Raw genomic sequence first — 25,880 nt, forward strand, 5'->3', positions numbered from 1 at the left:
GGTATAGCATACCTTCTACTGTCATGCGCAAATTGCGCTTGTTATAAATCGCTTCTTGAAGCAGAATTTTCTCCAGCTTCGACCAGAACTCATCGTTGAGCATCAATCGGGGCATCGCAAACTCGTTTTATCGGTGGTGTGAGAACACCTCAATATTACGAGTTTGCTTCTATTTATGAAATACTTATCTCAAAACGTCAACAGACCCTAGCGGGAATTAGAATGACGCTTGCTGCATAACTAAATTTACGCGAGTGCAGCCAGCGCAGCTTTCACCCACTCGAAGCCAATGTGCTCCTGTTCCAGCCGCAAATTTTTGCGCAAGCGGTTATCGCGTAAATCATCGTACAGCGCTTTCTCTTCCGGCGTCAGGCGCGATAATTCGTGGCGAGTCGGCTTGGTCTCTATACCCCACTGTGCCTCGAATGCCAACAAGGTGGCGCGGTCCATGAGGAACGACTCGACCTGCTCAAACTGACTGCGCAGTTGATCGAGTATGGCAAAGCCATGAGTATCGATATCACCCCAGTAGTAAATACGACAATTCTCTAACCATGTTGCTTTCCGCAACATTTCGAAGCCATAGCCTGCACCGAAGATGATCAAGCTGTATTTGACATTGGGGAAAGCCAAAAAATTGATCTCATTTTCAGTGATGAACACGCGCGACAATTTTGGATTGAGCCGGGCAAAACTGGCGGCATCCAGCGAAATATCTTGTTCACCTACCGCGGGCAGCAGACCATGGGCTCGATCCAGAACACGAAAGCGAATACACAGGGGTTTTTCAAGAAAGCCGTAACGCTGTGCAAATTGATTGACACCAGAAGCAGTAAAATCAATTGCTTCGGCTGGCAGCACGAGATCAAGCAATTCGCTAAGCATGCCACGATGGTATTCGATGAATTTGCTATGTATCCCAGGGGATATCTACTTGCCTGAGATAAACGCCAGGACGCGGATGGGCCTTGAGCCAGGCGACGATGGCCAGCAAGCGCTGCCATTCCTCGGCCAACTCCAGCGCATGTTGCGGCTTTTTAGCCAGCCAATCCAGCAATTCTGGCTGTTGTTGACGTGTCATCGCAACCAGGGCAATGAAGCGGGCAGCCTCGCGCTGCTTACCTATCAGGCTCAAAGCGTCCTCAGCCGAGTCAATCTTCCTGAGTGCTTCAATCGAGATGCGCACCTCGCTAAAGTGTTTACCTCCTTGGGTAGCCGTAGAAAAGCACAAAAATTATAACCTCTACCCCAATTGGCAAAAACTGGTTTCCCGATTTGCTAAACTCGTTTAATCCAAACAAGCTCATATTACACTACTATCAGTACCCCATACTTTCCTGCGCGCATTACCAGTGTAGGCAGCATATCAAAAGACTGAATTTATCGATCTGTTATTTCATTTCTAAATCCAACCTGACTTTGTCGGCTTCTCCTTGCCATATTATTTATACTGTCTGCGGTTTGCTCTTGCGTCATATTTGATTTGGAAATGGAATCACACAAAATATCGCATGGCCATTTCGTCCAGTCGCTTTTTAATCCTCTCCCACTCCGGCATCACCTGCTTCATCAGCCGGTAGAAGCGCTCGCTATGATTGTGCTCAGCGATGTGACAAAGCTCATGCAGGATCACGTAGTCGATGCATTCGCGGGGAGCTTTCACCAGATGAGGATTAAGCGTCAATCGGCCCTTGGGTGAGCAACTTCCCCATTGGGTTTGCATGGTAAGCATGCGAAGCGGAGGGCGCTGGCTCACCCAAAGCGCTTGCCCCAGCATGACATCCAGGCGCTTGGCGAAAACTTCTTTGGCATGAACCTTGTACCAATCGGTGAGTAACTGTCGTACTTTTTCAGTACTTTTTGGGGAAACGGTTACTTCCAGCTTGCCACGCAGCAGCTTCACCCCCTGTACCGCATCGGGCGTTGCCATCACCTTGAGCAGATACTGTTTACCCAGGTAGTAATGGCTTTCACCACTCACGTACTTCCTTGGCGTGACATGCGCAAGCTGCGCGCGGAAATCTCGTAGTTGCTGGTAAATCCAACGGCCTCGTTTTTTCACGGCAGCGAGCACTTCCGCATCATCGCTTTGGGCCGGGGCAACTACTTCAACCCGGCAATCCGGACGCACTTTGATCAATATCCGGTTAATTCCCTCGCTACGCGGCAGCCGCTCAAAGAAGATCTGTTCATCCCCATAATTGAAGCTCAGGGTGTGGCTTGACTTGATCGGTTTATGAATCGTGACACTCATTTACCCTACATTCCGTTCAAGCCCAGCCGAGTAATCTGCACCACCCATTCCACAATCGCCTTGGCCTGATCAATCCTCCCGCCAATCGCTTTACACTCTTTGAACATCATGGGCAACAGCTTCTTGCGGATGTCGGCTTCGATGTTTTGCGGATTGATGGAGTGCTCGGCCACCGAAGTTTCGACACACGTATCCACGGTAAAAGCCAGTTTGATCCACTTATCCAGCACCTGCTGATCATCAATAGCAAACACTTCCGGCAGCGTCTTTTTAAACACACCGAAATAGGCTTGCGCGTGCCGGTTGCCGGCAAATGAATCCGGGATGTCGTTCAATCTGCGCGCCTGTACTTGCTGTTCAAACTCATGAAACAACAGATACTGCTTCAGCGGGTGGTCGAACAGTTTCTCAGCCTCCTCAATCACTTGGCGCAGCAGTTTGGAAAAGGCTTCCTGCGCGTAGGGGTCATCACGTAACGCCTGCTCGATCATCCTCGTGACGTGGGTCTTGATGATGTCGGTTTCGTTGCGGGTCTTTTCCTCGCTCCAATTCTCGGGATTCGCTTTTTGCCCCATTTTGTTGACTTCATATACCCCAGCAGGCTGTTTGATCTCAACCCCTATCACATGTTTATCCAGCAGTTTTTTCACTTGAGAGGTGTATTGATCGTAGTTGACGATTTCCCCGCTATCCTGCTGCACTAGCTGCCGCAGGCTGGAGAACTGCTTCATCGTTTCCTTGTAATGGCGGCGGTCGTCATCGGTAAAACTCTTGTCCTCGAAAAAAGTGGCTGATTGCAGCGCCACTTTCAGGCAACTGGCGAATTCGGTCAGCGCTTCGTAGAAATCTTCCCGTGCCTTCAGATGTACATCCACTCGTTCGCCGTTGCGCTCTTCCATCCTGGGCACCAGTACCTGTCGCAATTGCTCGATGTCGTTCTTGTTTTTCACATCAGCAAAAATCGCCCACAAGTTCTTATACAGTTGCGGCAAGCGCTTGTACTCGGTACTCATCTGGCGATAAAGGCCGGCGATATCATCGATGTCATAACCACCCTGCGTGCGGGCAGCGAGATCCTGATACTTGGCAATAGTGGTGTCCAGCTCGGCCAGAATGCCACGGTAGTCGATCAAGAGGCCGAATTTCTTCTTCGGGTGCAGGCGGTTCACGCGCGCAATCGCCTGGATCAGGTTATGTTCCTTCAACGGTTTATCGATATAGAGCACGGTGTTTTTGGGTTGGTCGAAACCGGTCAGCAGCTTATCCACCACGATCAGCAGCTTGAGCGAATCATCCTGCTCGAAGCGCTCGATTACGGCTTTGGTATAAGCCTGCTCGTCCTGGGAGCCGACATTTTCCTTCCACCACTGAGTCACTTCCGGCGTAGTGGACTCATCCACGGCGGTATTGCCTTCCCGGGTATCCGGCGGGCTCATCACCAGCACCGATTCAAACAACCCTGCTTCATCCAGGTATTTTTTGTATTTGATGGCCGAAGCTTTGCTGTCGCAGGCCAACTGACCTTTCAAACCTTCATCGATGTTTTTCACAAAGTGGTTGGCGATATCGAGCGCAATCAGGCGGATGCGGTCATCGGCGCTGTACACCTGCCCTTTCTTGGCGAATTTGCGTTTGAGATCTGTTTTTTGCTCTTCGGTCAGGCCCTCGGTAATGCGGTCAAACCAACTGTCGATGGCGCGTTCATTCACCTCCAGATCAGGAATCCGTTCTTCATACAGCAATGACGTCACCGTCCGGTCTTCTACCGCACGCTGCATGGTATAAGCGTGCACGATCGGGCCAAATTTGTTGGTGGTCTTGTCGTCTTTCAGCAGCGGTGTGCCGGTGAAAGCTACAAAGGCGGCATTCGGCAGCGCCTGCTTCATGCGGATATGATTTTCACCGCCCTGGCTGCGGTGGCCCTCGTCGATCAGCACAATGATGTCCGGGCTGGTGTTCACGCATTCAGGTAATTTGGTAGCGGTATTAAATTTCTGGATCAGCGAGAAGATAATGCGCTCGCTACCTTTGCCTATCTGCTCGGCCAGGCGCCGCCCTGAAGTAGCCATCGCTGCTTCCCGGTCTTTCTTGCTGGCCAGTTCGCCACCCGAAGCAAAGGTTTTACTGAGCTGACTTTCCAGATCAACCCGATCCGTCACCACCACAATGCGGCACTGCTTCAGCGAGTCGTGCAGGATCAACGCTTTGCTTAAAAACAGCATCGTGAACGACTTGCCAGAACCAGTGGTATGCCAGATTACCCCGCCTTTTCTGCGCCCTCTCCCGCTGGATGAGAGTTGGAGTGACGGCTCAAAGGTATTGATGCGCTCGATCAGGCGCTTGATGGCAAACACCTGCGGATAGCGCGCCACAATTTTGCCCACCTTCTTATCAAACAAGGTGAAAAAGCGGATCATTTCCAGCAGGCGCGCCGCTTGCAGCAGGCTGATCAAAATCCGATCCTGCCCAGTGACAGCCAGCTCACCTCCGCCAATCAGAGTTTGATACCAGTCTAGATCCCTGGCTGGGCAGTGGCTGAACAACGCATTGATTTGATCCTCAGTCAGCTTTTTGTTTTTCAGCGTATACATCTCGGCAGCGGAAATATCCTCCTCGCGCCAGACAGCCCAAAACTTGGCAGGTGTACCACAGGTGCCATAACGCCCTTCGGTGCCATTGATCGACAACAGCAACTGGCTATAAACAAATAACTGCGGAATCTCGTCATGGCGCTGGTTGCGCAAGCTTTGCGAAATCCCTTCCTCAAGGGTCGGGCCTTTTTGCGCATGGCCATCGGGTCGTTTGGCCTCGATCACCACCAGCGGCAAGCCGTTGACAAAACAGACTATATCCGGCCGACGGTTTTCTACACCGCCGGAGCGCATTACGCTGAACTCTTCAGTAAACACAAAGCTGTTATTGGCCGGATTCTGCCAGTCGATCAGGGCAATGGTCGGATTGGCCTTTTTGCCCTCCACAAACTCGGTGACCGCAATGCCGTACAACAAATGGTTATACAGCTTCTCATTGGCGATCAATAAGCCCTCGTTCAGCGCCGGACTGCATACTTCCGCAATCAGGTTATCGATCGTCTTGTCCGACAAGGCATGCTCACGGCCAGCGTAGGAAAAGCGGCGTTTTTGCAGCTCTGTCCGCAGCACATCGCGCAGTACCACTTCATCCTGCCTGCCGCCACGGGCAGCCAGCGCTTGCTCAGGAGACAGATAATTCCAGCCCAGGTTGGTCAACAACGTCAGCGCGGGGAGCTTGGCGCTGTATTCTTCCTGGAATTTGGGTATGTGTTGTGTCATTCGTTTCTCTCTTCAACCCCTTAAAACCCAGTTCCAAACTTTTTTCAAAAAGGCTTATCTGTTTCTGAGTATTCGTCCCAAATTTCTGAAGCAGCCTTTTCTATTTCAAGATATGACTTTGAAATTAACGGGGTCCTGATTGGTGCTGTTGTCTTATCCCAATCAAGTGTTGAACCGTTTTTATCTTTTCTGCGTAATTTAGAACCTGCACCGAGGCTCATTGAGAACAAGTCAAGGAAGCGCCTTGGCCCTACACCGATAAATGGTTCAAAGGCGATTAATTTGTTATCTTCAGATGATGAATCAAATTCTGATCTCAACTGGACGGATTCCGAGTGGAAGTCTAGAGCACGGCTTTTGGGGTAAGGTTCAACATAGACAACCCGCGTGACGCCGCTTGCGATAATATGCTTTGCACAGTTATGACACGGGAAAGTCGTGCAATATAGAGTCGTTCCCACAGTTGGAATGCCAGCACGGCTGCATGAAAGCAACGCATCCATCTCAGCATGTACAACACGACCAAACTCGGTTAGATCCGAAATTTTGCTTTCCTTCAAAACTCTCGCAACATCAAACTCTTGTTCAGCATTTACCAAACCTTTTGTCAGTAGCGCTTGAGCAATTTCTTGAACGATTTCAGCTTGAGCTTGCTTGTTGGAGTCACCCTCTCTTGTGTAGTCCTTACCATCCGGCTGGTCTATAACCTCACCAGTTGCCGGATCAATTTCTGCCCAATACAAGCCGCCACCAGATTTCGGCACATCATTTGCACCAGTAGCAATAATCTGTTTATCGCGGCTAATAACAGCCCCAACTTGGCGAGATAAATCGCCTGAACGTACCGAGCTATTGAAAGCCATAAACATGGCAAACTCATCAAAGGTAGGGTTTTTGTAAGGATGGGAAAAAATTAGTTCCAAGAAGCGCTGAAGTCTGTTTTTAACTTGATCATCATTCTTCCCGAGGTTTAAAAAAAAGTCAGCTAGATGATAGGTATCTCTTGTTTTCTGGCCATGATCAAAGCTCTCATCTTCGTCAATCTTGATGAGTTCTTTCGCTTGCTCTTGCTTACATCCCTTATCGTCGGTCAGATACTTATAGCGGCGTTTTTCATCAGCATGAATGCCAATCAAGTAAAAACCATCGGCATAGACTTTCCTGAGAAATTCAACTTCACGAGGATGCTTAAGTGAGTTCACTATGTAAGCACGTTTGCCTTTTCCGGTGATTCGCTTTTCTGCAATTTTCTTGGCAACTCCCGCAGCGAGAATGGCATTGTTCTTACTCTTTTCCCTTAGCGCGTCTCCTGCCCCCATGTAGTGTTTAATACGTTCGTATTCGCTACCACCAGGAAATGCTGGCAGGATTGAAGAGACCCGAATTTCCTCTACTGTATACAGAAAGCCTCTGAGACGGTCTGTTAAGGGCGCAATAACCCGATTGGATTCTGTTCCCACTGCACTGACTATACCGACAATCAACTCGCCTTCATTTACTCCTGATGTGAGATACTTCCTTTCTAATGAATCGCTTTTGGAGATGCTTGATGCTTGAATCGCTGATACTAATGAAGTAGCAGAAACCGCAATAGGCTCAATGCCCCCAATTTCTTCTGGGTAAAGCAGATTTGGAACCGAAGACTCTAGCTGAACTTTACCGTCACCTTTGCCTTGGAAGTGGATTGAACCAGTAGTTTCAAACCAGTTCATCACTCCTCCATTTAGCTGCAATACCTTCTTATTGGCCTGAGACTCATCCCATTCACCGCCCAAGGAGGATAATTTGCCTCTAAGCTCTTCATAGCTACCAGTGAACTTCAAACCCATATTGATCCTCTTTGTTAATTAATTTGCACTCTGCGTTTGCCCGCCAACAACTGCTGCATCAGGGCTTTTTTCTCTTGCTTCAGACATTCGAGTTTTTGTTGTAAGGCTTCGATTTCGTGGTCGACGACGGAAAGCACCGAGGCGATTTTTTGTTGTTCTTCCAAGGTTGGCGGAATCAATAGGAGTATTGAATAAAGTGTTTCTCTTGAAAGGCTTGGAACACCAGAAGCTTCACTATAGCTCCTTAAATTAATAGAACTAACCGAATAAAAAAACCATTTAATGTTCACACTTCCCTTTGCTAAGCAATAAAAAGTCGTGTCAATTGCCCAAAAGGGAGTTTCAATAAATAATGGCTTGTCAATTGTCCCCTTTCTGCCAATAAGAACGGATTTTTCTGAACACATTGCAGTATCTGTTTTACCTATTACTCCCCCAGTACCCAAAATCAAGTAGGAACCAGTCGTAGAGTTTATCTCTTTAGGGGATTTTCCATAGTTTATTGTGACAAGATTGCTAAGCCGCTGCTTCTTCCACTCCCCACTAAAACCCGGAAAACGTTTTTTGCCGGTGAGCAGTTGCTGCATTAAGGCTTTTTTCTGCTGCTGGCTGTTGGTAAGCAGTTGTTCGGTGGCGGTGATCGCTTTATCCCAAGTAGAGAGGATTTGGGCAATTTTCTTTTGTTCGTTCGCTGGCGGAATAATTAATTGAAGTCTAGAAAACTCTGATTGACCGAGTGTTTTGTTACGGCCTGCACCCCCGGGAGATGCAAGTTCTAAAATATGTTTTCCATACTTAGTATTAAATAAGTAAAGAATATATTCCACATCACATCGATCTTTTCTGGCTCTATACATTGGAAAGCGGTGAGACGCAATCATTCCAACCTCATTAGATGAAGTTTTTGCTACTGCTTGTTCCCATGCAAATACAATATTAACCACGAAACAATCTGGCTCAACATGGAAAACTCTCTTATTTCCAAGGATCTTACCCATGACAGGATCTTTATGGAAAATACCCTTGCCATGAGATCTAATGCCTATTTCTCTGTAGAAACAATCTGGTTCTACCTCAACTGGTTTGCTGATCTTTTCTAGAAGTTCTGAAATCGACTTTTCTTGCCACCCCTTAGGTATCATAACCCTGCTCCAGCAGATACTTGGTCATTTCATCTTCTGGCATTTCATTGGCCAATGACCATTGATTAATAATCATTGCCAACCTCCTCATTTTCGTCATTTCTTTCCTCTCTTCGGCAGTGCTGATTCTTTGATCATTTTTCTTTCCGCCGAGGCTACACGGCGTTCCAGCTTTTTCAGATCCTCCTCAGCAGGCAGTTCTTCAGGCTTAATGCCACGCTGCCCAAGCATATTGCGTACACTCAGGTTGTTTTGCACATGTTCGTCAGTAATGGCTTCTTCGCCGTGCAGATCGTGCCGCCGTTTGACATTGTGATTAGTGATTTCCGTTGCCAGATTTTTAGCAGCGATGGTTACTGTAGGGAGAAAATCTGCGAGAGGACGGTTATCTGGAATTGCCAGTTGTTTTTTCATGGTTTGGGTATTTTTGCCGCCAAACAGGGCTGTATCACCTTTGGAACGAATGCGGCCAAATCCCTGGTCGTCTACCCCACGTTCATAGATGTTTCTGGATAACTCGGTTTCCGATTCGCGCAGTTTCTGCCGCGCATCCATCCGGCTTTGTAGCGCAAATCGTTCTTCCAGCAACTCCTGCTTACGGGTTTGCAGAGCAAAATAGGTTTGAGCAAATGCGATCTCCGTTTTACGTGGATCGCCGTTCTGGGCCACCAGATAGCAGGCATAGCGGGTTAGCATAACGTCGGCTACCGGGCGTTCAGCCCCCGAGCCTATAGTGACCATTTTCGTGACATCACGAAAATGGTTCTCGACTTCTATCTTGCTGTTCCTGCAGGCATGTTTAGCCTTTTCAATAACATTGAGAAAGTTCTCCCAGCGGTCATAGCCCAGCAGGACCATCAACTCTCGGGCATAACAGAATTCAATATCAGCGTCCTCCAATCGATGTAAGGATTGATCGAATTGCGTTTTAAGTTGGGTGATGAGTTGCTTGTCCATTTTGTTTACCCTTTTTGAGTTATGTTGATGGTAAGTTTCTCACTGTCCATTGCTTTGTAATTCCAGGAAATAGTGCAGCAGCTTGCTGCACTATTTTCAAATCCGGCCAAAGCTCGGCGAACTTGCGCATGTACTTCAGATTGCGCGGGCTAAAGCCACCCATTTCCGGGAATGCCTGTTTGAGATCGTAAGCCAGGCGATCGATCACCTTGGCACCCCAGCCCTCCTGCTGTTGACGCTTTAAGATGTGCTGGCCAATCTGCCAGTAAAGCAGGATCATTTGGGCATTGGCGCTCCGTATCACTTTCAGGCGTTCATGCCTGACCAGTGACTTCACGCTTTCGAGCAACGCCGGGTAGCTATCGGGCAATTCGCTCAGGTGACATGGCATTGGCAGAGTGACATCGGGATCATGTTTTTGGCCCCTGCCCTTTCTGCCACTGTCATTCATAGCTCAGTTCCTTCAGATAGCCTTCCATCTCCAGCTCCAGCGCTGCGAGTTGTTTTTTGAGTTCCAGCCTTTCCTTGCGCACCGCCATCAGATCGATCTCGATCTCTTCTTCAAAGGTATCGACATAACGCGGAATGTTGAGATTGTAGTCGTTCTCTTTAATCTCTTCGAGGCTGGCGAGATAGGCATATTTATCCACGCTTTTGCGTGCTTGGTAGGTCGCAACGATTTTGGCAATGTTGTCGTCAGTCAGCAGGTTCTGGTTTTTACCGGCCTTGAATTCGCGGCTGGCGTCGATAAAGAAAATGCTTGGCTCCTCACCTCTACCCTCTCCCTGAAGGAGAGGGGGGCGGTCTTTGCGGAAAATTAGAATTGCAGCGGGAATGCCGGTACCATAGAAGAGTTTTTCCGGCAGGCCAATTACCGCATCGAGCAGGTTTTCTTCGATCAGTTGCTGACGGATTTTGCCCTCGGAGGAGCCGCGGAACAACACGCCATGCGGCACCACTACGCCCATGCGCCCGGTTTTGGGTTTGAGGGTTTCGATCATATGCAGGATAAAAGCATAATCGCCCTTGGTTTTCGGCGGAATGCCGCGGCGGAAGCGGCCGAATTTGTCGTGCTCAGCTTCGTCGTGACCCCATTTGTCCAGGCTGAACGGCGGATTGGCAGTGACGATGTCAAACAGCATCAGGTTGCCGTTTTTATCCAGCAGCTTGGGGTTGCGGATGGTATCGCCCCATTCGATTTTGTGGTTGTCCTCGCCATGCAGGAACATATTCATCTTGGCCAACGACCAGGTGGAGCCGATCGCTTCCTGACCATACAAAGCGTACTGCTTACTGTTATGATTGGCGACGACTTTGCGGCTACACTTCATCAACAATGAACCGGAACCGCAGGCCGGATCACAGATGCTGTCGCCGGGTTGCGGATCGAGCAACTCGGCAATCAAGTCACTCACCTCGGACGGGGTATAAAATTCACCGGCCTTCTGGCCGCCGCTGGCAGCGAAGTTTTTGATCAAGTATTCGTAAGCGTTGCCGATCACATCCAGGCTGCCGACACGGCTGGGCTTGAGGTTCAGTTCAGGTTTGGCGAAGTCTTCCAACAGATGACGCAGGATGGTGTTCTTTTGTTTCTCTTCGCCGAGCTTGTCGGCGTTGAAGGAAATGTCCTGAAACACACTCTTACCGGCGTCTTTCAGCTTGGTGCCGTTGGCTTCTTCGATGGCGTGCAGTGCCTGGTCGATGCGCTCACCGTTACCAGGCTCGAAGCGGCGATCAAACAGGGCATAGAAGCTGGCCTCGCGCGGCAGCACAAAGCGCTCGTTTTTCATCATCTCTTCAATCAGCTCTGGTTCATCGCCGTACTCTTTTTGGTAGCCTTCATAGTGATCCAGCCAGACATCGGAGATGTACTTCAAAAACAGCATAGTGAGGATGAAATCTTTGTAGGTATCGGCACTGATGGTACCGCGAAAGGTATCACAAGCGGCCCATAACGCTTTGTTGATATTGTCTTGGTTGATTTTGTCGTTCATCTGCGTATTTTCCTTGTCATTCTCTAATTCTGTGTGGGTTTTGGCGATTGGTTCGCCAGCAGATCTCTGGCAATGGTATTGAGCAAGTGTTCATGATTGCGCAGCAGTTGCTCCATGATTTGCCGTTCCTGCTTGATCGCATTGGCCAGATTGATGATGGCTTGCTGTTTGGCAAGTGGTGGCACCGCAACCGGTGCATTTTCCAGTACACTGCGACGAATGCTTTTGGTCAGAGTGCCTTCTGCATTCTGCTCGAAGTAGCGTTGACACGGGTTTTGGTTCAAGAGCCAGGCCAGATATTGAGGCAGCACCGTTTTGTGCATGATGCTGACCACGAAGAAATGCGGAGCCGCCACTGCCTCAGTACCCGCTCGAAGCAGGCTTTCATCAACCGGTATAGCATAGTTATGGCTGCCGCGTGCCGCAACCAGGATATCGCCAGGCTGCAACCAGCCGGGTGCACGCTTGCCGGTCAGCTCGGTTGTTAAGCAGCTTGCCCAATGAATCCCTTCCTGTAGCGACACATCCTTCATTTGAACCACGACCACGTTCGAGTCGGCTACTTCGGAAATTTTACCCCGGAATGGATAGCCCGAACTGACGGTTGCAATCTGTTTAAGCCTCACAATAATAACTTCATAGTCAATGATGCACAAATTGTGTGTTGCTTCTGCATAATCGTCAAGATATATTTCGCTTCATCGCCTTTGATGCAGTAAATATATTTAAACTCATAGGATTAGAATATTTAAAGCGTGCTTGAATGCGGGTAATCGCGTGCAAATCGTTGTGTACAGTGATCAAAACAGAATGAAGCAGCAGCTCCTGAAATTAATGACCTGGCTATTTTTTCAGGAACAGACAGGTTTCGAGCGCTCCTTTTGCACACCTTGAGTGTCGCAAGAAAAACAGCGGGAGTGCAGACTTATCTGCGTTGGCTCCAAGGATGGCGGCAAATCGATGCCGCCTTACCATAAACTAAATAGGGCTATTGTTCTGCCATAGCTGAGGCTTGGTTATCAGGCGCACCCGAATCATGCGTAATTTGCTCGAGTTCAGACCTGATTCCCAACAATAAGGATTCAGACCTCACGATATAAAAATGATCTGCCTCAATCTCAACTGAGCGAATCTCGGCGGGTTTGATTTGCTGTTCAAGCGCCAGCCGATCATTCATCTCACGAGTCGTTGCCCACCAGCACGTTGTTTGGCATTTCAAAGGACGCAGTGCACCGGCTTGCAGAGACAGCATTTTTAAATGGCGTGCCACGAGAAAGATATTCGCCAGTTCCTCCATACCCATCTCGGTATAACCTTGCATAGCCGTTTGCCCATTCATTCGGTTTTCAGCTTGCCGGGTAGCTAGCACGCTTTCCAGTAAATCGACGATGACCTGCTTTGACACCATTCCCGCAGATTGGCTGGATAACGTTGTCTGAAGTGCAACATTGGACGTCACTCCAGGAATCGCCACCGAAACAAAATCGAGAAAATCCAGCTGCCAATCATCTTGCTGCGGTGATTCAGTTCCGGGTATGTAGGGATCGATCAGGCCCAGAAACGCAACCGTCTGCCCAGCTGCTTCCAGCAACGCGGCAATCATGGCAGCCAGCGTCCCGCCCAATGACCAGCCCAGCAAATGATAGGGTCCTTCCGGTTGAACAGCGCGAATCATGCTGCAATAGTCTTCTGCCATCTGGTTCAAAGAGGTGTCGCGGTGGGCAGGATCGGCAAGCATGCGGCAAGGTAAACCATAGACTGTCCGCAGTCCTTGCAAGCGCTTGGCAAGCGGCTGGTAGTCGAATACTGTGCCTAAACCAGCATGCAGGCAGAACAACGGTTGAGTTCTGCCATCGCCAGCCGCCTGGTTAAGCATCAATAATCCTTGATTGAGTTGCGATCGTTTATCCAGACCAAGCAAACCAGCGATGGTTGGGCGTTGTATTAAATCCCTCAGCTTGAAATTCAACTTCACATCGGTCAGGCTACGCATGCGTGCCATGACCTTCAGGCTGGATAGAGAATCGCCGCCGAGCGCAAAGAAATTGTCCGTTTCCCCGACACGTTCAATGCCTAGAACTTCCTGCCATATGTTTGCGATCAATCTGGCTTCTGGCGTCGAAGGCGCTTGATAATGCGCTCCTGGCAGAGAATCAGGCTTTGGTAACGCTTTGCGATCGAGCTTGCCGCTCGGCAAGCGCGGCAAGCTGGTAAGCATCATAAAATGGGTGGGCAGCATGTATTCAGGCAGTCGCTCGCCAAGTGATTGTTTGAGTTGTGTGATCAAGTACTGCGGTGATTGCTTTGTCGCATACTCTTTGGCGGGAACGATGTAGGCCACCAATTGGGCGCCGCTTGCCCCCTGGTGAACAGTCACAGCCGCTTCTGCGACACCGGTTGCTTCACGAATACAGGCCTCGATTTCACCGAGTTCGATGCGAAACCCACGTATTTTGACCTGATGATCCGCACGGCCGATATATTCGATATTGCCATCCTCCATCCATCTGACCAGATCACCCGTACGGTAAAGGCGGCTACCCTTTTCGTCGAAAGGATCGGCGACGAAACGTTCAGCCGTCAGGCCAGCTCGTCCCAAATAACCGCGTGCCAGCCCATAGCCGCCAATATAAAGCTCGCCCACGATACCCATCGGCACGGGCTGCATATCGCCATCCAGCACATACACGGTGCGCTCTCCTACTGGGCGTCCAATTGGCGCATAAGCGCATTCGAAACTGTTGTTGGCATCAGTTTTCCAGATCAGAGGAGTAACGACGGTTTCGGTGGGCCCGTAACCATTGATCAGGGTTTGCGGCCGTAATGTCTGGCGAATCAAGTCATAGGATGTTTTTGGCATCGCTTCGCCACCAAAGACATAGAGCTCTACCGGCGGCGGATCATTGCGCGGCACAGCCCATTCCGCAACCTGACCAAGATAAGCGGGAGGAAAGGCAGCATTGGTAATACCGTAATGACGCAAAGCATCGTAGGTCTGCTCGGCGGTCCATAACTCCTGATCGCGTACTGCGAGCCCTGCGCCTACCGTCAACGCGGTCAGCCAGCGTTCATGCGCACCGTCGAAGGAAAAGGACATGAAAAGCAGCTCACAGGAGCGAGGCGTCATCTCGTAAATACGTGCAGTCGCCTGGCAGTGCATGGCAAGCGGGCCATGGGTAACCGCCACACCCTTGGGTAGCCCGGTCGATCCCGACGTGTAAATCACATAAGCGAGATTGTGCTCATGTACTGGCATTTCAGGATTCGATGCCGGCTCAGCCTCAAGTTCGATTGCATCCATGACAAGCACGGGCACAGTCGTATTGAATTGGAGCTTTGCGCGCACCCTGCTTTGCGTGATCAGCAGCGATAATGCGCTGTCTTTCATCATGAACGAGAGTCGGTCAGATGGATAGTCCACGTCAAGCGGCACATAAGCTGCACCCGATTTGAGAATCGCGAGCAGCGTTACGATGACATCGAGGGAACGTTCCATCGCAACGCCGACCCGGATCTCCGGTTTGGCGCCCAGTCGGATCAGGTGGTGTGCCAGCTGGTTTGCGCGCCTGCTCAGTTCTGCATAGGTCATTTCTTGTTCGCCCATCAGTAACGCGATAGCATCCGGTTGAAGCGCTGCATTGCGTTCGATCAGACAGTGAACGGGTTGACAGGACTGCGACCAACTGCCAATTGTCTCCTCACCGCCACGTAGTAATAGCAGGTGTTCAAGTGTCTCCTTAGCGAGCCCCCTCAATTCTCCCACCACACGCTGCGGGTAAGCCATCATTTCCCGCATCAGGTATTCCATGTGACTGCGTAATTCGATTACAAATTCATCGGTAAAATCATGGCAACCATAAGCATATTCGATATCCAGCGTATCCCCGATCGTCACTTGCAAATCCATGGCATAGCCGGTCAGCCCTTTGCCGGCAATCTCGCCGAAACGCAGACCATACAATTCATTGCTGCGCAATGATGCATCGATCGGATAGTTTTCAAAAACGACGATACTATCGAACAGCGGTTGCCCTGGGAAACCTGCCCAGCGCTGAACATCGGCGAGTGCACTATGTTCATAATCGCGCAACCGGGCATTGGTTTGCTGCAACGACTGTAAATATTCATTTACCGTCAATTCGCTGCGGCGCGCCACCGGCACCGGAATCATATTGATAAACAAACCCAGAATTTCATCTGCTCGCGGCAGGCTGGGTGGACGTCCGGCCACAGTTGCACCGAAGATGACGGTCTGTTTTCCGGTATAACGCTGCAATAACAGCGCCCAGGCTGCCTGGACAAAGGTATTCAAGGTCACACGCGCTTGCTGCACAAAGGTTTGTAAACGACGGGTTTCTTTTGGGCTCAAACGTGTATAAATCTGGGCAAAACCCGACCGACTCTGATTTTTTATTGTCTTCGCGACCGATTCTGCTAGCAACGTCGGCCCTTCAGTGTTACTGAGTTCGGTTTGCCAAAGACGCTGAGCTGCCTGACTGGTTTGCTTAGCCAGCCAACGCACATAAACGCCATAACCTGGCCCAATCGGAGGTAATGTTTCACCGTTATAGCAACGCAGCCAATCACTGATCAGTATAGAATCGCCCCAACCATCCACCAGGATATGGTGTTTGGTCCAGATCAACTGATGGCGTTTGTCGTCTAGCCGGATCAAGCTCAAGCGTGCCAAAGGAGGATGGAGAAAATCGAATTCCCGCTTCAGCTCCTGGTCAGCATAGGTAACGATGCGTTCTTCTAGATTATCCTTATCTTGCCAATCCAACTGGATCACTGGCACCTCGCTTTGCTTGAAGATAATCTGTAAAGGACGTGCCAATCCCGCGCGCCATAAGAACCCTGTACGCAACACAGGATGGCGGGCAATCATGGCCTGCCAGGCTTGCGCCAGCCGCGGAGCATCGAGACCCTTGACTTCGACGCTGATCTGATTCACATACAAGCCGGTGCCAGGTGCCTCCAGGGTATGAAATAGCATTCCTTCCTGTGTCGGCGACAACGGGTAGATATCCTCGATGTCATCATTGCCAAAGGGCAGTGTCTTCAGTAGATCCGCATCAAGGTAATCTTCCAGAGACGCACGCTCGAATAAAGGGGCCAATGAAGGCGCCTCTATCACTGATTCCGACAAGGGCTCAGCGACTGATGCGAGCGCAGCGATTGTTTGCCGTTCAAACAGTTGGCGTGGTGTGATTTTCCAGCCTGCGCGTCGCGCCTGAGTCACAATCTGCAAACTGAGGATGGAATCTCCTCCTAATTCGAAGAAATTATCATTGCGCCCTACACGGCCAAGACCTAATCCTTCCGCCCAAATTGTCGCCAAGGCCTCTTCTACTTCCCCCTCGGGCGCTGCATATTTCTCATCGCTGACAAATTCCGGTTCAGGCAAGCGTTTGCGGTCGATTTTGCCGTTCGCATTCAGCGGTAGGCTTTCCAGCACGACGATCGCCGAGGGCAGCATATAATCAGGCAGGATTTGCGCAAGCGCTTCACGCAATGCTTCCGTTGTCACCGTGCTGCCTGCTTGTAATGAAACATAGGCTACCAACCGCGTGCCGCTCGGCCCTTCCTTGGCTACTACCACCGCTTCCCTCACGGCTGGCTGGTGCAGCAATTGTGCTTCGATTTCGCCTAATTCGATCCGGAAGCCTCTGATTTTGACTTGATGATCTACCCGCCCGAGGTATTCAATCTGGCCATCCGGGGACCATCTCGCCAGATCGCCTGTGCGGTAAAGTTGGCCTCCTTGATCATCGAACGGATCGGCGACAAACCGCTCGGCTGTCAAACCAGGTTTGTTGCGGTAGCCACGTGCGAGCAATTCGCCCCCGATATACAGCTCTCCCGCTACGCCTGGTACCACAGGCATCAGCTGAGCATCGAGCAGATAAATATGACGTGCGGGCAGCGGCTTGCCGATAGTGACCATTGGCTCCTGATTGTGGCCCTGTGCACCTCCTGCATCTTCGCCACAGTCAGCAACGGTCGCCGTCACGATTGCTTCGGTGGGCCCATAGGTGTTCAGCAAAGTTATTCCCGCTAGACCAGCTTGCCGCCAAGCCTTGATGCCTTCGGGTGACATCGCTTCACCCCCCGCATGCACTTGCCGTAATACGCCATAGTCACGCGGCCCTTCTCTGGCAAAATCCTGCACGAGCAAAAACCAGTAAGCGGTGGTCAAATCGGCGACCGTTATCTGTTTATTGATCAGTTCCTGGTAGAACGTTTCACTGTCCCAGAGTGTGGGGCCGCGTAGCACGATCGCGGCGCCAATACACAGCGGTGGAAAAAGCTGTTCGATAAAACCATCAAAATTGATGGTGGAAAATTGCAGCATGCGATCACTGCTGCTTAGCTTAAAGAACTCAACAGCGATCAGCGCATGCTCAACAAGAGCATGGTGTGCAACGGCTACGCCTTTGGGTTGACCGGTAGAACCCGAGGTATAAATAATATAAGCCAGATGCTCGCCATGTAGCGTGACAGTGGGATTATCCTCGGGTGAATGGGTTAAATCCAATCTATCCAGCTCCAGCACATGACCTGAAACCGGTTCAGGAATTCGTGCCCGCAGCACGCTTTGTGTCAGCAGCAACTCAATGGCGCTGTCCGTTACCATGTGTTGTAACCGCTCCCGTGGATAATCCGGATCGAGCGGCACATACGCGCCGCCTGCCTTGAGAATCGCCAGCAGTCCTACGATCATGTCGATCGAGCGCTCCACCGCAATCCCGACCCGGCTTTCCGGTTGAGTGCCCAATGCGATCAAGCGGTGCGCCAGCCGGTTTGCCCGCTGGTTCAGTTCCGCATAACTGAGTTCGGTATCATTAAAAATCAGTGCGGTCGCTTCCGAACGCACTAAAGCTTGTTGTTCGAAAAGGCGGTGGACGAGCTCGACCGATGTAAATCGCTGTTCATTGATCCCCCACGTCTTGAGTTGAACCTGCTGCGCTTCGCTCAAAAGAATAAGATCGCCTAGCCGCTTGGCAGCACTTTGTATGATTTCACGCAGCAGCTTCTCCACTTGCGCCGCGATGCCATTGACAGTCACTTCTGAAAAATACTTGCAATCATAACTGTACTGCAGATTAAAACCATTGCTCTCAACGACCGAAACAGTCATTGGATAATTTGTTTCCTCGCGCCCTCGCACGTTCGTGATCACGAGCCCGCCGGGTGTAGAGTGCTTGAAAGCTTCATCGAGGGGATAGTTCTCAAAAACCAAAATACTATCGAATAATTCCTGTAACCCTGCCCAGCGCTGGATTTCGTATAGCGGTGTGTGTTCATGTTCGCGTGAAGCCAGATTCTGCGCTTGCAAGACACGCAGCCATTCCCCCACCGCAAGCTCTGGCTTGAGTTCAATCTTCACAGGTAAGGTATTGATGAACAGTCCTAGAATCTGATCTGATCCTGATAAATCTGCCGGTCGACCGGCGACAGTCACCCCAAAAGTCACCCTATGCTGACCCGTATAGTGACCAAGCAATAAAGCCCAGGCTGCCTGCACGAGGGTATTGACCGTAACCCGTTCCTGCCGGGAAAAATGAACCAACGCTTCGGTAAACTCATGATCGAGTTGGCGTGCGATTTCCTGGTAACCTTCATTGGCTGATGGAGATGCAATTGACCCAGCTAACTTGGTGGGCTCGCTGAATTGACTTAACCACGCCTGCCAATAATCCTTTGCTGCTTTCCGCTCATGCCCCTGCAACCATTCGATGAAATCCCGATAACGGGCGCGTGGTGCTGAAGGAAGCGCGCCGCCATACTGCCGCAACACTTCGCCTAGCAATTGGGAAGTGCTCCAGCCATCTATTAACAAATGATGAATCGTCATGATGACGTGATAGCGATCATCAGCCAGGCTTACCACGGCAATACGCATAAGCGGCGGTTTCATCAGATCGAAACCTTGCGCATGTTCCGATTGCGCAAGGTCATCGAGCGCTTGTTCCAAAGACGCCGCAGAAAACATCGTGCGATCACGCCAATCGATGATGACGAAAGGAAGCTCAGCTGTTTTGGCGACCCACTGCAAAGGAGTACTGCCTTCTTGTAGGAAACCGGTGCGCAATATTTCATGCCGGTCGATTGCAGCCTGCCAGGCACTTCTGAAACGCTTTACCGACAAATGCTCGACATCCGCTCTGAGTTGACTGAGGTAAACGCCGCCATCCGTATCGAACACGCTATGAAACAGGATACCTGTCTGCATCGGGGAAAGCGGATAGAGATCCACAAGCTGATCGATGGGAATGGGCAGGCGATCCAATTCATCCTGCGTAATACGAGTCAAGAGAAAATCAGAAGGTGTGACTGCACGAATGTCTTGTGTGCAATGGGCAATCACGGATTCAAGCTCGGCCATGAAAATACGAATAAACGCCTCAATGCTCACTCGCGTATAACGAGCTTTGCTGTAGCTTACTTCCAGGCAGAGTCTACCTTCGTAAATATGACTATTGATCGATAAATCATGTGGTTGCTGCGCATCCTGATCCATCAAATCGCCAATAGGCTCACTGGCCAATTGCCAGGGAGTATCCGATTCAAAACTGGTATCGAATTGCCCCAGGTAATTGAATACGACTTGCGCTTTGGGCAAACTGGCCAGGATTCGTTGCTGTGCTTCAGTTCCATAATATTTGAACAGGCCATAGCCTAATCCTTTATGCGGTAACTGCCGCAAGCATTCTTTGATGCGCTTGAGTCGCGTAGCTAAATCGCCTGTTGGATCAAGTACCACCGGAAATAGAGAGGTAAACCAGCCGATCGTCCTGGAAAGATCGATATCAGAATAAAGATCTTCCCTTCCATGACCTTCAAGGTCGATCAAAATTTTCTCATGCCCGCTCCACTGGCATAGCGCACTACCCAATGCAGTAAGCAGCAGATCGTTCACTTGCGTACGATAAGCTGCTGGCGCGTCCTTAAGCAAAGCCTGCGTATTCGCTTGATCGAGTTTCATGGTCACGCGATCGATGTGCAGCATGGCGTTTGCGCCTTCCGGGTAATCACATGGAAGTGCAACAGGAATGTCCGCCAGATTCTGCCAATAAGCAAACTCGGCTGCATGCGTCACGGGAAAATGCTGAAGCCGTTGGGTCCAGATGGCATAATCGGTCGTCGCCTCAGGCAAGACGATCGTTTCATTGCGCGCCGCCTGATCATAAGCCGCTTCGAGATCTTCCAGCAGGATCCGCCAGGAAACCCCGTCAATCACCAGATGATGGGCGATCAACAATAAACGTTGCGTACCATCAGCCATGTCGATTAGTAATGCGCGCAGGAGCGGCCCTTCGTGCAGATTCAGGCTGCGCTGTGCTTTGTTGCATAATGCGATAAATTGCTCACTATCAGCCGCGTCACGCTCCCACAACACATCGTGCGCAACTTCCTGCATCGCTGCGCCCCTCGCGCACTGTAACCATTGACCATCCGCTTGTACGTCATAACAAAAGGAAAGCGCCCGATGGCGCTGCACAATCGCTTGCAATGCCTGAGTAAGCCATACCGCTTGTAACCGTTGGCGGCTTTTCAGCAATACTGCCTGATTCCAGTGGTGCTGCGCAGGAATGGATTGTTCAAAAAAATCGAGCTGAATCGGCAGCATGGGGATAGGCGCTGTGATATCCAGCAAACCATCCTGTTGAGAGATAGTTTTAGCAACTTCCTCCTCCGGTTTGACAACACTTGCCAGCGCAGCAATAGTTTGGCGTTCGAACAATTGCCGCGGCGTGATCTTCCAACCTGCACGGCGTGCCTTGGTCACAATCTGCAGACTGATAATGGAATCACCACCGAGCTCAAAGAAATTATCGTTCCGCCCAACTTGGGTGATGCTAAGTACTTCTGACCAGATAATGGCCAATGCCTCTTCCACTTCGCCTTGTGGTGCCTCATAGTCACTCACACCTACAAATTCCGGCTCGGGCAGCAGCTTGCGATCGACTTTACCGTTTGCATTGAGCGGCAGATTCTCCAAAATAACGATTGCTGAGGGAATCATGTAATCCGGCAAAGCTTTCCCTATCGATTCACGCAGCCCAGCAGTATCTACCATGCTGCCTGTATGCAGTGAGACGTAAGCCACTAGCCTCGCACCATGAGAGGCTACTTTCGCAATCACCACGGCTTCTCTTACCGCCGGCTGTAGCAGTAGCTGCGCTTCAATTTCGCCCAGCTCGATGCGAAAACCTCGTATCTTGACCTGATGATCCAATCGTCCCAGGTATTCGATCTGCCCATCCGCCCGCCACCTCGCCAGGTCCCCCGTGCGATAGAGCCGTCCTCCGTTCTCATCAAATGGGTCCGCCACAAACCGTTCCGCCGTCAGGCCAGGCCAGTTCAGGTAACCGCGCGCAAGTCCCACCCCTCCAAGATATAGTTCACCGGTCACGCCTTGCGGAACCGGCTTCATTTCAGCGTCAACAATATAAGCGGTGCGGTCACCAACCGGTGAACCAATGGGCAGATAACCTGAATCAAACTGCGTTCCAGGATAGGCTTTAAAAATCAGTGGTGTGATCACTGTTTCGGTAGGACCGTAGCCATTGATGATACGCGGCGGATGAAGAGTCTTTTGGACAAAATCAAAGCTGCTGCGGCTCATCGCTTCACCTCCAACCGTGTAGGAGCGAATCGGTAGGTTCGTGCCAGCACTGCCGGTAAATTCAGCGAGTTGCTGTAAATAACCCGGCGTAAAGCAAGCAACCGTAATACGATGTTTGGCTATCTCGGCAACCGTGCGATCAGCAGACCACAGCTCATTGTCTCGCGGCATTAATGTGGCACCAAAGGCCAGCGGCACCAGCCAGCGTTCATGCGCGCCATCAAAATTGATCGAGGCAAATTGCAATTCTCGATCGGTTGGTGTCATGCCGTAAAGCTCGCCAATCGATTGCACATGCATTGCCAGCGGCCCATGCGCCACGCCTACTCCTTTAGGTTTCCCAGTGGAACCAGAGGTGTAGATGATATAAGCCAAATGTTCACCATGTAGATTCACTTGCGGATTATTTTGTGGCCAACCCGACAAATCCAGTGTGTCCAGCTCCACAACAGGACGCCCTTCCGCATGAGGAACCCGCTCTCTGACATGGCTTTGCGTCAGCAGCAGATCAATTGCGCTGTCCGCTACCATGTGATTCAGCCGCTCCCGCGGATACTCCGGGTCCAGCGGCACATACGCCCCGCCTGCCTTGAGCGTCCCTAGCAATCCAACCACCATGTCGATCGAGCGTTCCACCGCGATCCCTACTCGACTCTCCGGCTTCACTCCCAGCGCAATCAGATGATGCGCTAACCGGTTCGCGCTAGAATTCAGTTGTGCATAACTGAGCTCCGTCTCACCAAAAATAAGCGCGGTCGCATCAGGCCGCTCATTGACTTGCCGTTCGATCAGGCGATGGACCGGTTCTGTATTGCCATAGCGCCGTTCGTTAATCCCCCACCCTTTTAGCTGTTCCCATTCTGTTGGGCTCAATAGCGTGATATCACCCAGACACTGCTCTGGGTATTCAGCCAGTTGCTCCAATACTCTTTGATAATGTTCACTCAGTCGCCTGATCGTGTTCGGCTCAAATAACTCGGCGGCATAGGTGAAGCGTGCGTCAATTTGCCCATTCGGCCTCTCCACGGTATCCAGGGTCAACTCAAACTGTGCACCCCGTTCGCCGAGTTCATATTCTTCGACAGTCAGTCCGGGCAGTTGCTCGAGTGCATAATAGTCCTCGCGCAAGTGATTGAACATCACCTGAAATAGGGGATTCTGATTTAAGCTTCGCTCCGGCTGCAACGCTTCGACCAGCTGTTCAAACGGTAGATCCTGATACGTCTGAGCACCCAGCGCAGCTTCACGGGTCTGCTCAAGCATGCCACTCAGCGTCATGCGTCCGTCAATACGATTACGCAATACCTGGGTATTTACGAACAGACCTACGACATGTTCTACTTCCTCCCGGTGACGATTGGCAATCGGCACGCCCACGCGAATATCGTTTTGCCCGGTATAGCAATGGAGCAACGCCTGAAAACCCGTCAGTAATGCCATAAATAGCGTTGCTCTCTGATTCTGCGCCTGGCGCTGCAGGTGTGCTACCAGTGCAGCCGGTAATACAAAATCGTGTTGTGCCGCACGGTAATTGCCGGTTGATGAGCGTGGGTGATCGGTCGGTAATTGCAGCGCCGGATGCGTTTCTCCCAATTGGCTGCGCCAATAGGCTAACTGCCATTCTTTCTCCCCTGCTTCCAGCCAGTTGCGCTGCCATAGCGCATAGTCTGCATACTGGATCGCAAGCGGCGGCAGCGAAGGCGTCAATCCTGCAACTTGTGCATGATAATGTGCGGCAAATTCATCGATAATGATACGGTTGGACCAGGCATCCGAGATAATGTGATGCATCACGACCACCAGATGATGCTCTTCTGCCGCAACCCTTATCAATGCTACGCGCAATAGCGGCCCTTTTGTTAGATCGAACGGCGTGGTATTGATCCGCATCGCTTCTTCATGCGCCTGCTTTGCACGCTGCGCAAACGGTAGATCGCACAAATTGATGAGGATCAGTTCGAATTTTCCTTCCGCATCGATCTTTTGCTGCGGCAATCCTTCTTCGTTAGCCTGAAAAACCGTGCGCAACGATTCATGACGTGTTACCAATGCCTGGAAACTTGCCTGCAAGGCTTCAATATCCATCTCCCCACACAAACACAATGCGCCACTCAAGTGATACGCCGTACTTTGCGGATCTAATTGCCATAAAAACCAGTGCCGCTGTTGTGCGTAGGAAAGAATATGGCGTTTTTCACTTGGTTGTGGAACGATAGGCAGAAGAGAAAAATCGATACCCCGTTCCTTTAATGCGCTCAGAAATACCTTCTGTTTTTCGGAGGAAAGAGTGGAAAACCGCTCAGCAATATCTTGTTTATTCAATTCTAATTAATTCTCCAGTAAATCGAGTAATTCAGACATTTCAGATAATTCACCCTGCTCCCTGGCTTCCCTGGAAACCAGCGTGTATTTTTCCTGTATTACTTCTGCAATATCTTTCAGCACAGGTTGCTCAAAAAATACCCGCAAGGGCATGGAAATGGATTGGCTTAGCTGCAGTTTCTGTTGAATTTGCAGAACGGCAAGAGAATGCCCCCCCAGTTCGAAGAAATGATCGTTGCGCCCCACCCGGCCAAGACCCAATACCTGTGCCCAGATCGTCGCTAAGACTTCCTCAATTTCCCCTTCAGGTGCTTCATATTTCCCTTCGCTGACAAATTCCGGCTCAGGCAAGCGCTTGCGATCCACTTTGCCATTCATATTCAAGGGAAGACTGTCCAACACGACGATCACCGAGGGCAACATGTAATCAGGCAAGATTTGCGCGAGCGCTTCACGCAATTCGCTGGTTGTCACCGCACTGCCTGCTTGCAGCGAGATATAGGCCACCAGCTGCGTACCGCTCGGCCCTTCCTTGGCTGTTACAACAGCTTCTCTTATTCCCGGCTGTGCCAGCAGTTGTGCTTCAATTTCGCCTAATTCGATGCGGAAACCTCTGACCTTGACCTGATGATCCACTCGTCCGAGGTATTCGATTTGTCCATCCGACCGCCACCTGGCTAGATCGCCCGTCCGGTAAAGCTGGCCTCCTTGATCATCGAACGGGTCGGCCACAAACCGCTCCGCCGTCAGTCCCGATCTGTTCAAATAACCGCGTGCGAGGCCAACACCGCCAAGATAGACTTCCCCTACCACACCTTGCGGTACCAGTTTCATTTCCGCATCAAGGATAAAGAGTTGTGTTGCGGCTATCGGTGCGCCAAGCGGATTCGTTCGGTGCTCGACTTTGCCTATAACTGACCAAATAGTTGTTTCTGTGGGGCCATACATATTCCACAGTTCGACATTCAGTGTGCTCAACTGATCAACCAAATCGATAGGCAGTGATTCTCCACCGCATAGACATTTAAAAGGACGCTGATTCTCCTCTTGTGAGACTTTCCATTCACTTGCCAGCAATACGCGCCATCCGGCTGGGGTGAACTGGAGAACGCTTGCCTGATGAGTCTGGAGCAATTGCGCAAGGATCGATCCATCACGTCTCGCTTCCTGCGGTGCCAGCACCAGCCGCGCGCCTGCATTCAGAGGTAGATAAATCTCCAGACCAACAATATCGAACGAGAGTGGAGTGACCGATACCAAGGTATCTTTGGATGTCATACCCGGCGATTCAAGCATGCTCGCTACGAAATGACTCAATGCATGATGGCGCACCATCACGCCCTTATAGCCAATCACATATAAATTGATTATAATTTGTGAATGACCTATCCAGTATCATTTCGCCGTAAGGTATTATCCGTTCGAGAGAAGGATGGCC

12 protein-coding genes and 1 pseudogene are annotated in these 25,880 nt (G+C 50.7%); all 13 read right to left on the bottom strand.

The window, feature by feature from the left end; all coding sequences use genetic code 11:
* A pseudogene (locus BLV54_RS15595) lies at positions 1–115 on the bottom strand (IS5/IS1182 family transposase); the annotation flags it as partial.
* A gap of 131 nt (positions 116–246) precedes the next feature.
* Positions 247–885, bottom strand: coding sequence for a Wadjet anti-phage system protein JetD domain-containing protein (locus tag BLV54_RS09905; RefSeq protein ID WP_218132370.1), 639 nt, complete (start codon positions 883–885; stop codon positions 247–249).
* 25 nt (positions 886–910) lie between these two features.
* The gene (locus tag BLV54_RS16455; protein ID WP_218132371.1) at positions 911–1,231 is read right to left on the bottom strand and encodes a DUF3322 domain-containing protein; all 321 of its coding nucleotides are present in this window, start codon (positions 1,229–1,231) and stop codon (positions 911–913) included.
* A 264-nt stretch (positions 1,232–1,495) separates the two neighbouring features.
* Complete coding sequence (locus tag BLV54_RS09910) at positions 1,496–2,254, bottom strand: M48 family metallopeptidase (protein ID WP_090571261.1); 759 nt, start codon at positions 2,252–2,254, stop codon at positions 1,496–1,498.
* Positions 2,255–2,259: 5 nt separating this feature from the next.
* Positions 2,260–5,565 carry a type I restriction endonuclease subunit R gene (locus BLV54_RS09915; protein ID WP_090571264.1) on the bottom strand — a complete coding sequence of 1,102 codons (3,306 nt, stop codon included), beginning with the start codon at positions 5,563–5,565 and terminating at the stop codon, positions 2,260–2,262.
* 44 nt (positions 5,566–5,609) lie between these two features.
* Positions 5,610–7,394 carry an anti-phage dCTP deaminase gene (locus tag BLV54_RS09920; protein ID WP_090571266.1) on the bottom strand — a complete coding sequence of 595 codons (1,785 nt, stop codon included), beginning with the start codon at positions 7,392–7,394 and terminating at the stop codon, positions 5,610–5,612.
* A gap of 14 nt (positions 7,395–7,408) precedes the next feature.
* The gene (locus tag BLV54_RS09925) at positions 7,409–8,536 is read right to left on the bottom strand and encodes a restriction endonuclease subunit S (RefSeq protein WP_090571268.1); all 1,128 of its coding nucleotides are present in this window, start codon (positions 8,534–8,536) and stop codon (positions 7,409–7,411) included.
* Between the two features lie 96 nt (positions 8,537–8,632).
* Entirely contained in the window at positions 8,633–9,493 is an 861-nt protein-coding gene (gene dinD / locus BLV54_RS09930; protein WP_090571269.1) for a DNA damage-inducible protein D, read from the bottom strand.
* Positions 9,494–9,512: 19 nt separating this feature from the next.
* The gene (locus BLV54_RS09935; protein ID WP_256329365.1) at positions 9,513–9,944 is read right to left on the bottom strand and encodes a DUF1016 N-terminal domain-containing protein; all 432 of its coding nucleotides are present in this window, start codon (positions 9,942–9,944) and stop codon (positions 9,513–9,515) included.
* Complete coding sequence (locus tag BLV54_RS09940; protein WP_090571272.1) at positions 9,937–11,487, bottom strand: type I restriction-modification system subunit M; 1,551 nt, start codon at positions 11,485–11,487, stop codon at positions 9,937–9,939. The genes BLV54_RS09935 and BLV54_RS09940 overlap by 8 nt, the downstream gene beginning before the upstream one ends.
* A 23-nt stretch (positions 11,488–11,510) precedes the next feature.
* Positions 11,511–12,143: a restriction endonuclease subunit S gene (locus tag BLV54_RS09945; RefSeq protein WP_218132372.1), complete on the bottom strand. Its 633-nt coding sequence runs from the start codon at positions 12,141–12,143 to the stop codon at positions 11,511–11,513.
* Between the two features lie 332 nt (positions 12,144–12,475).
* Complete coding sequence (locus BLV54_RS09950; protein ID WP_090571274.1) at positions 12,476–24,442, bottom strand: amino acid adenylation domain-containing protein; 11,967 nt, start codon at positions 24,440–24,442, stop codon at positions 12,476–12,478.
* A gap of 6 nt (positions 24,443–24,448) precedes the next feature.
* Entirely contained in the window at positions 24,449–25,798 is a 1,350-nt protein-coding gene (locus tag BLV54_RS09955; RefSeq protein WP_090571276.1) for a non-ribosomal peptide synthetase, read from the bottom strand.
* Positions 25,799–25,880: the final 82 nt, after the last annotated feature.

The sequence above is a fragment of the Nitrosomonas sp. Nm33 genome (assembly GCF_900107265.1).
GTDB lineage: Bacteria > Pseudomonadota > Gammaproteobacteria > Burkholderiales > Nitrosomonadaceae > Nitrosomonas.